General features: G+C 71.3%; 12 protein-coding genes. 4 read left to right on the top strand and 8 right to left on the bottom strand.

Features of this window, described 5'->3' with window-relative positions; all coding sequences use genetic code 11:
- Window positions 1-28 precede the first annotated feature (28 nt).
- The 3 genes from BUE42_RS14420 (at window position 29) to BUE42_RS14410 (ending at window position 2,339) form a co-directional block, all read left to right on the top strand.
- Complete coding sequence (locus BUE42_RS14420; RefSeq protein WP_073465808.1) at window positions 29-715, top strand: alpha/beta hydrolase; 687 nt, start codon at window positions 29-31, stop codon at window positions 713-715.
- A 108-nt stretch (window positions 716-823) separates the two neighbouring features.
- Window positions 824-1,552 (top strand): helix-turn-helix transcriptional regulator, encoded by a 729-nt coding sequence (locus tag BUE42_RS14415; protein ID WP_143171502.1) that lies wholly within the window; start codon window positions 824-826, stop codon window positions 1,550-1,552.
- Window positions 1,553-1,724: 172 nt separating this feature from the next.
- Complete coding sequence (locus BUE42_RS14410; protein ID WP_235002338.1) at window positions 1,725-2,339, top strand: Crp/Fnr family transcriptional regulator; 615 nt, start codon at window positions 1,725-1,727, stop codon at window positions 2,337-2,339.
- 3 nt (window positions 2,340-2,342) lie between these two features.
- On the opposite strand, the gene BUE42_RS14405 is transcribed toward BUE42_RS14410, so the two are convergent.
- The 6 genes from BUE42_RS14405 to BUE42_RS14380 are packed head-to-tail and all read right to left on the bottom strand — an operon-like array spanning window position 2,343 to window position 7,840.
- Window positions 2,343-3,233, bottom strand: a complete 891-nt coding sequence (locus tag BUE42_RS14405) for a M48 family metallopeptidase (RefSeq protein ID WP_073465805.1) — start codon at window positions 3,231-3,233, stop codon at window positions 2,343-2,345.
- A gap of 40 nt (window positions 3,234-3,273) precedes the next feature.
- Window positions 3,274-4,875, bottom strand: a complete 1,602-nt coding sequence (locus BUE42_RS14400; protein WP_073465804.1) for an AmpG family muropeptide MFS transporter — start codon at window positions 4,873-4,875, stop codon at window positions 3,274-3,276.
- 38 nt (window positions 4,876-4,913) lie between these two features.
- Window positions 4,914-5,777 (bottom strand): anti-sigma factor family protein, encoded by an 864-nt coding sequence (locus tag BUE42_RS14395; protein ID WP_143171501.1) that lies wholly within the window; start codon window positions 5,775-5,777, stop codon window positions 4,914-4,916.
- 14 nt (window positions 5,778-5,791) lie between these two features.
- The gene (locus BUE42_RS14390; protein WP_073465802.1) at window positions 5,792-6,325 is read right to left on the bottom strand and encodes a sigma-70 family RNA polymerase sigma factor; all 534 of its coding nucleotides are present in this window, start codon (window positions 6,323-6,325) and stop codon (window positions 5,792-5,794) included.
- A gap of 37 nt (window positions 6,326-6,362) precedes the next feature.
- Window positions 6,363-6,950 (bottom strand): DinB family protein, encoded by a 588-nt coding sequence (locus BUE42_RS14385; protein WP_073465801.1) that lies wholly within the window; start codon window positions 6,948-6,950, stop codon window positions 6,363-6,365.
- Window positions 6,951-6,970: 20 nt separating this feature from the next.
- Window positions 6,971-7,840, bottom strand: a complete 870-nt coding sequence (locus BUE42_RS14380; RefSeq protein WP_083614144.1) for a M14 family zinc carboxypeptidase — start codon at window positions 7,838-7,840, stop codon at window positions 6,971-6,973.
- A gap of 114 nt (window positions 7,841-7,954) precedes the next feature.
- On the opposite strand from BUE42_RS14380, the gene BUE42_RS14375 reads away from it, so the two are divergent.
- Entirely contained in the window at window positions 7,955-8,443 is a 489-nt protein-coding gene (locus BUE42_RS14375) for a flavin reductase family protein (RefSeq protein WP_235002337.1), read from the top strand.
- Here BUE42_RS14375 and BUE42_RS14370 read toward each other — a convergent pair.
- Both BUE42_RS14370 and BUE42_RS14365 read right to left on the bottom strand, forming a co-directional pair.
- Window positions 8,440-10,473 carry an acetoacetate--CoA ligase gene (locus tag BUE42_RS14370; protein ID WP_073465799.1) on the bottom strand — a complete coding sequence of 678 codons (2,034 nt, stop codon included), beginning with the start codon at window positions 10,471-10,473 and terminating at the stop codon, window positions 8,440-8,442. The two genes, BUE42_RS14375 and BUE42_RS14370, sit on opposite strands and share 4 nt — an antisense overlap.
- 9 nt (window positions 10,474-10,482) lie before the next feature.
- Window positions 10,483-12,258: an ABC transporter substrate-binding protein gene (locus BUE42_RS14365; protein ID WP_073465798.1), complete on the bottom strand. Its 1,776-nt coding sequence runs from the start codon at window positions 12,256-12,258 to the stop codon at window positions 10,483-10,485.

Genomic DNA, 12,258 nt, shown 5'->3' with positions numbered 1-12,258 from the left:
CCGGGCCGTGTCGGGCTAGCATCGCGGCATGCAGCTCCTCGACACCATCGAAACCGAGACCGGCCCGAATCCGACGGCCACCATCATCTTCCTGCACGGGCTGGGCGACAGCGGGAACGGCTTCGCGCCGTTCGCGCAGGAGCTCGACCTCGCCGCCGCCGGCCCGCTGCGCTTCATCTTTCCGCACGCGCCGACGCGGCCGGTCACGGTCAACGGCGGCTACGTGATGCGCGCCTGGTACGACATCCTCGGCGCCGACCTGGTGCGGCGCGAGGACGAGGCCGGCCTGCGCGAATCCCAGGCCCTGATCCAGGCGCTGATCGCCCGCGAGCACGAACGCGGCATCCCCGCGTCGCGCATCGTGCTCGGGGGCTTCTCGCAGGGCTGCGCGATGACGCTGCTGACGGGGCTGCGCCACCCCGAGCGGCTGGCCGGCCTGGTCGGCCTGTCGGGCTACCTGCCGCTGGCGGCGCAGACCGCGGCCGAGCGCCACGGCGCGAACCATGGGGTGCCGATCTTCCTGGCGCACGGCCGCCAGGACCCGGTGATCCCGATCGCCCGCGCGCTCGCGTCGCGCGACGCGCTGCTGGCGTTCGAGCACCCGGTCGAGTGGCACGAGTACCCGATGCCGCATTCGGTGTGCGGCCCCGAGATCGCCGACCTGACACGCTGGCTGACCACCCTGCTCGGCCCGGCCACCGGCCGAGGTGAATAAATCACAAACGGCTCCGGTGGTTTTCACCACCTGCCGGCATCCGACGCCCCTACGCTGTAACAAGGTGCACAGCGGTGCTGCTGCGCCTGCCATCAGAAGGACAGCGCCATGTTGGATGAACTGCTCTCACCCCCGGACACCCGCCCGACCGCCCACCTGAATCTGCGGCCCAGCCCCGCCGCGATCCACCCCGCCGTTGAACCCGCCCAGCTGCCATACCCCGGACCGGAGCGCCGCCACGGCCCCTCCGCGATGGCCCGCTGGCTGACGATGATGCTCGACGAGATGGACCACGGACTGCTGCTGGTCGACGCGAGTTGCGGCCTGCGCCACGCCAACCAGCTCGGCTGGCAATCGCTGCAGGCCGGCGACGGCCTGCGCGTCATCAAGGGCCAGGTGCTGCCGCGCCATGCGGAAGAACTGTCGGGCTTCCTCGGTGCGCTGCTCGGCGCCTGCAGCGGCCGCCGCCGCATGCTGAACCTGAGCCGCGAGGACGGCGCGATGCCGGTCGCCTTCGTGCCGATGTCGTCGCCCGAGGACGACGGGCTCGCGATGCTGGTGCTCGGCAAGCGCCACCGCTGCGAATCGCTGACGCTCGACTTCTTTGCCCGCACGCACGGCCTGACCGCGGCCGAGACCAAGGTGCTGCGCGCGCTGTGCGATGGCCAGCGGCCGAAGGAAGTGGCGCGTACCTTCAGCGTCGCCGTCTCGACGGTGCGCTCGCAGATCAGCAGCATCCGCATCAAGACGCAGACCGCCAGCATCGGCGACCTGCTGAACCGCGTGGCGGTGCTGCCGCCGATCACGCCGGCGATGAAGACGGCGCTCTCGCACTGACGTGTCGACGCGCAGCGGCCGGCGCTGACTTCCGTCACGCGGGCCGTCGTCCACCGTCACGGAGGCGCCAGGGCGGCGTGCTAGATTCGATGGGTTCCCGGGCCACCGCCCGGGCTTTCCCATTCGCCGCCGCTTCTTCATGGACGCCGCCACCGGCCCAGCATCCGCTCCCGTGCTGTCCGAATCCCTGGGCCTGCTCTCGGCCCGGGGCGAACAACGCCGCTACCGCAAGGGCGTGCTGCTGATCCAGGAAGGCGATCACGGCGACACCTTGTTCATCCTGCTGTCCGGCCGCGTCAAGGCGTTCTCGATGGACGACCGCGACCGCGAGATCGTCTATGGCGTCTACGGCCCGGGCGAATACCTCGGCGAGATGTCGCTCGATGGCGGGCCGCGCTCGGCGTCGATCATCACGCTCGAACCCACGGTGTGCTCGGTCGTCACGCGGCACACGCTGCGCCAGCACATCGCCGAGCGGCCGGAGTTCGCGTTCGAGCTGATCTCGCGCGTGATCCACCGGGCACGGCTGGCGACGCACAGCGCGCGCAGCCTGGCGCTGCTCGATGTCTACGGCCGCGTCGCGCAGCTGCTGACCGACCTGGCGGTGACGCAGCCCGACGGCACGCGGGTGATCCTCGAACGGCTGACGCACCAGGAGATCGCGAGCCGCGTCGGCTGCTCGCGCGAGATGGTCAGCCGCTTGCTGAAGGACCTGGATGCGGGTGGGCACATCGCCGTCAGCCGCACGCAGATCGTGCTGAAGCGGCCGCTGCCGGCGCGCTGGTGAACCTCAGGGCTTCTTGACCGGCGGCTCGAAGCGCTGCGGCGGCTTGGCCGCCTTCGCATACAGCCCCTCGACACGCGGCAGGTTGGCCTCGATGTCGCGGATGCGCGTCGGCCCGGACGGGTGGGTCGACATGAACTGCGGCGGCGCGCCCTTGCTGGCCTGCGCCATCTTGTTCCACAGGCTGACGCCGGCGCGCGGGTCGTAACCGGCGCGCGCGGCCAGCTCCATGCCGACCAGGTCGGCCTCGGATTCGTCCTCGCGGCCGAACTTCAGCGTCAGCAGCTGGCCGCCCATGTCGGCCACCGAGCGTCCGATGCTGCCCAGCCCGAGGATCGCGGCACCGAGCCCGATCGCGCCCTGCGTGGCCATGTTCTTGCCCATGCGCTCGCGCGCATGCTCGCGCAGCGCATGCGCGACCTCGTGGCCCATCACCATCGCGACCTCGTCGTCGGTCAGCTGCAGCTGCTCGAGGATGCCGGTGTAGAACGCGATCTTGCCGCCGGGCATGCAGAAGGCATTGATCTGCTTCGAGCCGATCAGGTTGACCTCCCACTTCCAGCGGCTCGCCCGCTCGTTCCACTCGGAACTGAACGGGATGATGCGCTGCGAGATCGCGCGCAGCCGCACCACCTGCGGGTGGCTGTCGGGGCCGAGCGCGCGCTGCTGCGCGGCCTGCTGCTTCATCTGCGCGTACTGCTGCGCGGCGGCCTGCTCGATCTGGTCGGCCGACACCAGCTTCGTGAAGCGCGACTCGCCGCCCACGTCGACGCCCTCGCGCGCCCAGGCCGGCACGGCCAGCGACGCGCCGGCGGCGACCAGCGTCGCGGCGAAACGGCGCCGCGCGTGCAAGGCGCAGCCGCAGGTGATCGAGGGGAGGTCGGCGTCGTGGTTCATGGCGGATTCAGACCGGAGATGGGGGCGTGGGTTCCAAAGCTCAATCATCGGTGACCAGCGTTGTCGGATCGACCTCGAGCGCCTGCACCGGCGCGCGCAGCCACACGAGCATCAACAACGCCGGCAAGGCCAGCACCGTCGACAGCAGGAAGAAGCTCGGCCAGCCGATGGTCTCGGCGGTGACGCCGGCCACCGGCCCGACCCAGACGCGGCCGACCGACGCGAACGCGCTCAGCAGCGCGTACTGCGTCGCGGTGAAGCGCTGGTTGCACAGGCTCATCAGGAACGCGACGAACGCGGTCGTGCCCATGCCGCCGGTGATGTTCTCGAGCGCGATGACCATCAGCAGCCCGCCGTCGACCGGCGTCGCCTGCTTCAGCCAGACCACCGTCCAGTCGAAGGCCGGGATCGTGACGCCCGGCAGCAGCCCGTGGCCATGCCCGGCCAGCCACCAGAAGCCGAGGTTGCTGAGCATCTGCAGCACGCCGAACAGCAGCAGCGCGCGCCACAGGCCAAGCCGGAACATCAGCGCGCCGCCGAGCAGCGCGCCGCCGATCGTCAGCCACAGGCCGATCAGCTTGTTCGCGACGCCGACCTCGGCCGGGCCGAACTGCATCGCCTTCAGCAGGAACGGCGTCATCAGCGAGCCGGCGAACGCATCGCCCAGCTTGTAGAGCACGATGAACGCGAGGAAGGCGCCGGCGCCGGGCTGCGCGAAGTAGCTGCGCAGCCCGCCCAGCAGCGTCTCGAAGCGCGCCGCGCGCGCCGCCCACGCGGCCAGCGGCAGCGTGAACGCGATGCCCAGCAGCAGCGCCAGCAGCTCGGTCCAGCGCTGCTGCAGCGCGGCCGGCAGGCTGCTGCCTGCCCACCACGGCGACAGCACGGCCGCGGCGATCGGCGGCCCGAAGCGCTCGCTCAGCACGAAGCCCACCGCGACCGCGCCCAGCACCGCGACGAAGCCGAACACGTCCTGCCGCGCGACCGACGACGGCCGCAGCGCCAGCGGCAGCCGCGGCAACGCGACCGCCGACAGCACCGCCGCGCCGACCATCAGCCCGGCCATCACGCGGTAGACGTCGGGCCAGGACCAGCCGCCGCCCTGTGTCGGATCGACCCAGATCAGCGCGACGCCGCCCGACAGGATCATCGCGAGCCGGTAGCCCAGCACGTAGAGCGACGAACCGAGCCCGCGCTCGCGCGCCGGCAGCAGGTCGGTGCGGTAGGCGTCGACGACCACGTCCTGCGAGGCCGAGACGAAGGCGACCAGCACCGCCAGCAGCGCGAAGCTGCGCGTCGCGGTGCCGGGCGAGGTGGTGGCCATCAGCATCAAGGCGCCGGCCAGCGCGAGCTGCGTCAGCACCAGCCAGCCACGGCGCCGGCCGAGCCAGGGCAGCTCGAAGCGGTCCATCAGCGGCGCCCACAGGAACTTGAAGGTGTAGGGCAGGCCGACCAGGCTCAGGAAGCCGATGGTCGCCATGTCGATGCCCTCGACGCTGAGCCAGGCCTGCATCGCCTGGCCGGTCAGCGCGAGCGGCAACCCGGACGCGAAGCCGAGCACGCAGACGACCAGCAGCCGGAATCCGACGGCGGCCCGGGAGGAGGACAGCGCGGGCGCAGGTTGCACGGGGACGGAATCGGACATCGCCCGATTCTAGAGACGGTGGGCGACCGCCCTCCCGGCTACTTCGAGGCCGATGCGGCCGCTGCCGGCTGCTGCCGGTAGATCGCCTCGGCCAGCGCCAGCAGTTGCTCGCGCGGCAGGCTGCCGGCCAGCGCGTAGCCGGTGCCGGCCTCGACCCAGTAGAAGAGGTTCACGTCGCCGTCGCGCTCGAAGCGGAATGCGGCCGGCGCGGCTTCATCGGGCTTGCGCAGGTAGACGGTCACGCGGGCCGTGCCGCCGGTGGCTTGGTACATCAACTGCGCGCCGGGCCCCGCACCGGCGCCGTCCGGCAGCAAGCGCCCGCCGACCAGCTCGTAGCCCTGCTCGCGCAGGTCGAACAGCTTCACCGGCACGTTCAGGCGCCGCGTCAGCCAGCGCGACAGGTGCTCTTCCTGGGCGCGGCTCTCCTCGGCCGTCTTGCCGGCGACCGCCACCTCGACCGGGTGGCGCTGCTCCGGCACGTAGACGCTGTGCGCGATTGCCGCCCGCTGCACCCAGCTGCCGGCCGGCGCCTGGGCCACGAGCGCACGGGCCGGCTGCGCCCGCCACACCGCGCCGGCGCCGATCAACCCGCCGAGCGCGAAGATCGCGAACGCGGCGGCCCACTGGCCGCGGCCCTGCCACCACGGCGCCGCCGCCTCGGGCGCGTGCTGCCAGACGAGCTGCTGCAGCCGATCCGGCACCGGCTCGCTCGCCGCGGAGACCAGGCGGGCGCGCAGCGCATCGCGATCGGCGGCCCACAGCCGCACGCGCGCCGCCTCTTCAGGGTTCGCCTGCAGCCAGGCGTCGACCTCGGCACGGCGTTCGGGCGGGAGTTCGCCGTCGAGCCACGCGCTCAGCGTGTCGTCGCGTTCGTCGGGGGAGGAGAAGAGGGGGGCAACCATCATCGACATCCGGTTCAAACCACGCGCCGCAGCGTCTGCACCGCCGGCGTCGGCGCCCGGCCGTCGAGCAGCGCACGCAGCGCGGCGCGCCCGCGCGAGATGCGCGACATCACGGTACCGATCGGGATGCGCAGCACCTCGGCACATTCGGCGTAAGACAGTTCCTCGACCGACACCAGCAGCAGCGGCTCGCGCTGCTCGACCGGCAGGCGCCGCAGCGCGGCGACCAGGTCCATGCGCAGGCCGACGTCGGCACCGGGGTCGCTGCCGCGCAGGTCCTGCTCGGCCTGCAGCTCGTGCGGGTCGACGATCGACAAGCGGCCGCTGCGGCGCAGCGTGTCCATGTGGGCGTTGTGCGCGATGCTGATCACCCACACCAGGATGTCGCGCCGCTGGTCGAACTGGTGCCAGTGCGACAGTGCGCGCTCCAGCGCGGTCTGCACCAGGTCGTCGGCCGTGGCAGCGTCGATCACCAGCGAGCGCGCATAGCGCCGCAGCCGCGGGATCGTGCCGAGCAGCTGCTGGCGGAAGGTGGTGGGGACGCTCACCTGACGTCTACGCGGGGCATGGGGCGGCTATTCCCGCTCATCCATTCCAGATCGCGGCTTCCGTCACGCCCAGCGCGCGGAAATCATCCTCGCGCCGCTCCAGGTCGTTGACGCAGAAGAACTCGTCGAGCTGCGGCGGTGCCACCGAGGTGCCCGACAGCATCGAATGCGCCTGGCCGCGGTGGTGCACCTGGTGCTGGTAGAGGTGGGCGAGCAGGCGGTGCAGCGGCTCGCGGTCGATGCGCTGCGTGCGCGGCACCGCGATCACGCGCTCCAGCAACGCGGTGTCGGCGAGCAGCGCATGGGCGACGGCGAGCAGGCGCTGGTCCATGCGCTGCTGGGCGGCCGCCAGTTCGGCGCAGGTCGCGCACGGTTCCTCGGGGTCGAAGAACGAGCGCGGGTCGGGGTGCGGCGCAGTGCCGCGCAGGCTGCGCTCGATCGCGTCGAGGTAGTAGTCGTCGACCGTCAGGTTGTGGTTCAGCGTCGCGCGGATCGACGGGAAGAAGCCGGTGCGCGGCGCGGTGAACTCCTCCTGCGTCAGCCGCCCACAGGCCTGCAGCAGGCGGTGGTTGGCCCACGCGTTGTTGTGGGCGCTGGCGTACAGGTGGCGGGCGAGCGAGGTCATGGCGGCGGGCGGGGCGGTGGTCAGCGATGTTCCCGCAGCGCGAGGCGTTCGTCCAGCCAGCGCAGCAGGTCGATCCACATCTGGCGCATCTCGGCATCGGTCGGCGTGCGGATCGCGCTCGGCAGCTCGATCGTCACCACCGGCACGCCCTTGTGAACGCCGCCGTAGTGGCCGAGCGAGCCCGGGAAGATGCCGACCCGGTCGAGGTAGAGCCGGCCGAGCCGCTGCGGCGGCACGCTCGGGCCGTCGAAATCGAGCACGCCGTAGGGCGCGTGCACGGTGACGATCACGTCCGGCTTCCAGGTCTCGATGGTGTCGGTCACGAAGCGGCTCTCCGGCTCCGACAGCGCGCTCGGGCCGGGCCAGCGGCGCGGGTCCTTCTTCGTGCGCTGGGTCCAGTAGACCGGGGCGTCACGGTCCCAGTGCGGCGTCGGGAAATTGCGGTTCAGGTCGACGCCGTGCGCGTTGGTGCGCGTCGGCCGCGCCAGCAGCAGGCCGTCGGGGTTCAGCACCGGCACGAAGCGCCAGTCCATGCCGGCACCGGTGTCGACCGCGTGGCCGATCCAGTGGAAGGCCAGCGCGCTCGACGACAGCTCGTCGCCATGGATGCCGCCCAGCACCAGCACGCGGCGCGGCGCGGGCGGCGGCTTGTCGTCGGGCAGCAGCAGCGGCTGCGGCGCCGGCACGTCGCGCTGGTACAGCGCCACGCCTTTCACCGACGCGGCGCCGGAAGGCTTCAACGTGGCGCGCTCGCACAGCGCGGGGCTCAGGTTCGGCAGGCGGCGGACCAGCTCGGGGCAGGGGCCGGCGGCCTGCGCCGGCAGTGAAAGTGCCGCGGCCAGCAGGGCAGCCGAGACCAGGGCCGCGCCACGCAGCGCCCGTCGAATCATCGGGTATCGTGTCATGCTGCACGAGTGTAAGGAGCTGCCAGACCCCCTCAAATGGGAGTTGGCGGCCCCGCAGTCGCCCTCCACAATTCCGGCATGAATGCAATGCTGCGCCCCATGGCACCCAGTTTCTCGGCCCAGGAGTTCCGCGTTGCGCTCGGGATGTTCGCCACCGGCGTCACGATCGTTACCGCGTGCGACCTGCACGGCAACCCGGTCGGCCTGACCGCCAATTCGTTCAACTCGGTGTCGCTGTCGCCGCCGCTGGTGCTGTGGAGCCTGTCGCGCCGCGCCGGCTCGATGCCGGCGTTCACGCGCGGCTCGCACTACGCGATCAACATCCTCGCCGCCGACCAGCGCCCGCTGGCCGAACGCTTCGCGTCGAAGGACGTGGACCGCTTCGCCGGGCTGCGCTTCCGTGAAGGCGTTGGCGGTGCGCCGGTGCTCGAAGGGGTGGCAGCGGTGTTCGAATGCTTCAACCGCAGCCAGTACGAAGAGGGCGACCACGTGATCTTCGTCGGCGAGGTCGAGCGCTGCGAGCGGCGCGAAGGTGCGCAGCCGCTGATCTATCACGGCGGCCGTTACTTCACCGAACTCCCCCTCTAGGCCGCATTGCGGCGCTGGGCAAATTCGGCGAACCACGCCACGCAGCCCGCATTCGCCATCGCATCGAGCTTGAACACCTGCTCGGCCGGCGTGCCCATCAGCAGCTTCTTGACCGGCAGCTCCATCTTCTTGCCCGACAGCGTGCGCGGGATCGCGTCCACCTGGAAGATCTCGTTCGGCACATGCCGCGCCGACAACGCGCCGCGGATCTCCTGCTTCAGCCGCGCGACCAGCGCGTCATCCAGCAAGCGGCCTTCGCGCAGCACGACGAACAGCGGCATCCAGCTCTCGCGGCCCAGGTACTCCAGGTCGACGACCAGGCTGTCCACCACCTCGGGCAACGCTTCGACCGCGCGGTACAGCTCGGCCGTGCCCATGCGGATGCCGTGGCGGTTGATGGTCGCATCGCTGCGGCCGTAGATCACCGCGCCGCCGCGTGGCGTGATGCGCAGCCAGTCGCCGTGGCGCCAGACCGCAGGTCTTCCATTTCCATCGGGGTACATGTCGAAGTAGCTCTCGCGGTATCGCCGCCCGTCCGCATCGCCCCAGAAATACAGCGGCATCGACGGCATCGGCCGCGTGCACACCAGCTCGCCCACCTCGTCGACCAGCGCCTGCCCGCGGCCGGTCGCCGGATCGGGCTCGCTCCAGGCCTCGACCGCGGCACCGAGGCAGCGGCATTGCATCTCGCCCTCGACCACCGGCAGCGTCGGCAACCCGGCCACGAAGGCACCGGCGAAATCGGTGCCGCCCGACAGCGAGGTCAGCCACATCGGCCGGTCGTCGACACGCGGCAGGTGCTGCGCCGCCCAGCGGTACACGTCGGCCGACAGCGGCGAGCCGGTGCTGCCGAGCGCGCGCAGCCGCGCCAGCCCCGGCATCCGCGCGGGCTCCAGGCCGGCCTTCATGCAGCTCGCGAAGAACGCCGCGCCGGCGCCGAAGAAGGTGCTGCCGGAATCGGCGACGAAGCGCCACAGCGTGCTCCAGTCCGGCTGTCCGCTGCGCCCGGACGGGCTGCCGTCGTACAGGCAGATCGTCGTGCCGTTCAGCAGCCCGGCGATCTGGCAGTTCCACATGATCCAGCCGGTCGCGCTGTACCAGTGGAAGCGGTCGCCGCCCTCGGCGCTCGGGCCAAGGTCGTTGTGCAGCCCCATGAACTTCAGGTGCTCCAGCACGACGCCGCCATGGCCGTGCACGATCGCCTTCGGCAGCCCGGTCGTGCCGCTCGAATAGACGATCCACAGCGGATGGTCGAACGGCAGCGGATCGATCTGCAGCGGCAGGTCGCCGCACAGCAGCCCGTCGAAGTCGTGCCAGCCGGCCGGCAGCGCGCCGCCGAGGTTGCGCCACAGCAGCACGTGCTTCAGCGTCGGCAGCTCCTTCACCAGGTCCTGCAGCAGCGCGAGCCGCTCGTGCGCGGTGCCGCCATGCACATAGCCGTCGCAGCCGACCAGCAGCGTCGGCTCGATCTGGCGGAAGCGGTCGAGGACCGCGACCGGCCCCATGTCGGGCGAACACACCGACCACACCGCGCCGAGGCTCGCGGCCGCGAGGAAGGCGACCAGCGTCTGCGGCGTGTTCGGCATGAAGGCGCAGATGCGGTCGCCGCGCACGACGCCGAGCCGCCGGTAGTGCGCCGCCAGCTGCGCCACCTGGCGGCGCAGCTTCGGCCAGCTCCATTCGAGCAGGCTGGCGCAGTCGCGCAGGCGCTCGTCCTGGAACACCACCGCCGGGTGCCCGGCCGCATGCGCCGCGTCGGCGTGGCGGAACACCTGCTGCGCGTAGTTCAGCTGCGCGCCGTCGAACCAGCGCGCACCGGGCATGCGGTCGTCGGCGAGCACCTGCGTGAACGGGGTCGGCGACCGCAGGCCGTAGAAGTCCCAGATCGAGCGCCAGAACGCGTCGAGATCGGTCACGGACCAGCGCCACAGCGCGTCGTAGCCTTCGTGCGTGGTCGCGTCGAACTGCAGGCCGCGCTCGCGGGCCAGCCAGTCGGTGTAGCGCAGGATCTGCGGTCTCGGGACTGCCATCACATGCCTCTATTCGATGCCGATGAACTGCCAGGTGTCGCGCATGAACGGATGCCTCAGGTGCCCGATCACGCGCCGGTGCAGCACGTCGCTGACGACGGTGTGCACATGCGCCTTGTACGGCATGTACGCCACCAGGATGTTCTTCGCCTCGCGCATCAGCGCCGCGCGCTCCGGCCCGTCGGGCAGCACGTTCTGCCGCTCGAACAACCGATCGTAGGCCGGCAGCGCAAAGTGCGCATCGTTCGATTCGTTGGCGTTCGGGCCGTAGCCGATGCCGAGGAAGAAGCCGCCGTCGGGCGTGCCCGCCACCCAGCTGAAGCCCCACATCATCAGCTTGCCCGCGCGCCCCCGCTTCAGCAGGTCCGGCCAGCTCGCGATCTCGAACTCGATGCGCAGCCCCACCGCCGTCATGCACTTGCGCCACAGCTCGTTGAACTGGCGCTGGCGCTGGTCCGGCCGCGACGCGAGCCGCAGCACCAGCGGGCTGCCGTCGGGCCTCTCGCGCCAGCCGTCGCCGTCGCGGTCGACAAAACCGCACAGGTCGAGCAGCGCGGTCGCGCGGGCGATGCTGGTCTCGCTCATCGTGCTGCGGTAGTCCTCTTCGTAGCCCGAGGTGAACGGCGCGACCACCGACTGCGCCGGGATGCCCTGGCCGTGGCGCAGGTCCTCCAGGTCCTGCCGGTTGTCGTAGGCCAGGCAGATCGCGCGGCGCAGCGCGACCTTGTCCGGCGTGTTGCCGCCGACCACCGGGTCGTCCATGTTGAAGTAGGTCAGCACCATGTCGGCCTTCGCGCTGCGCTGCAGCCGCACGCCCTGGCGCGCGAGGTGCGGCGCGATGCGGTTGCCCGGCGCCGCGATCGGCGTGAACTCCACCGGCAGCTCCAGCACGTCGAGCGCGCCGTTGACGAAGGCGAGCCACTGCGGCTGAGCCTCGACGATCACGCTGACCTCGATGCGCTCGGCCACCGGCAGGCGCCGGCCGGCCAGCTGGCGCGCGATCTCCTGGGCCGGCGCATCGTCGGGCGCGGGCTCGGCCTCGAAGTGCAGCTCGCGAAAGCGCGGGTTGCGCACGAGTTCGATGCGCGATGCGCGGCGCCAGCTCGCGAGCATGAACGGGCCGGTGCCCACCGGGTGCGCGGCGATCTCGGCGCCGTAATGCTCGACCACCTCGCGCGCGACCGCCCCCACCAGCGCGCCCTGCGTGAACCAATGGTGGAAGCGCGGGCTCGGCTCGGCCAGCCGGATGCGGAAGGTGTAGCGGTCGAGCGCGCGGATGCCTTCCACCTCGCGGTCGTAGTCGAAGGGCTTGCCGCTTTTGCTGGCCTGCGCGCGCAGCTCGGTCAGGTCGCGCAGCTTCGCGTTCTCGAACACGTAGATGTTCTCGCAGTTCAGGCGCGGGTCGTAGAAGCGCTTGACGCTGTAGACGTAGTCCTGCGCGACCAGCTCGCGTGGCTTGCCGCCGAAGGCCGGGTCGTCGGCGAAGAAGATGCCGGGGCGCAGGCGGAACGTGAAGGTCTTGAAGTCGTCGCTGATCTCGGGCAGCGCCGCCGTGTTCGGGCGCAGCTTCACCGGGCGCGCGAGATAGTCGTAGGTGAGCGGCGCGTCGAAGATCGCCGACACCACCTGCGCCGAATTGACGTCCGAGATCTGGCACGGATCGAAGCCGGTCTCGGCGACGCCGAAGGCCAGGTGCAGTGTCTTGTCGGCCGCCTCCGCGAGGCCCGGCGCGCCGCACGACAGCGCGGCCGAGGCGGCAAGCCAGGTGCGGCGCGTCAGCTCCAT

The organism is Rhizobacter sp. OV335 (assembly GCF_900142965.1).
Classification (GTDB): Bacteria; Pseudomonadota; Gammaproteobacteria; order Burkholderiales; family Burkholderiaceae_C; genus Rhizobacter.
This window is presented reverse-complemented; position numbering and strand designations above follow the sequence as displayed.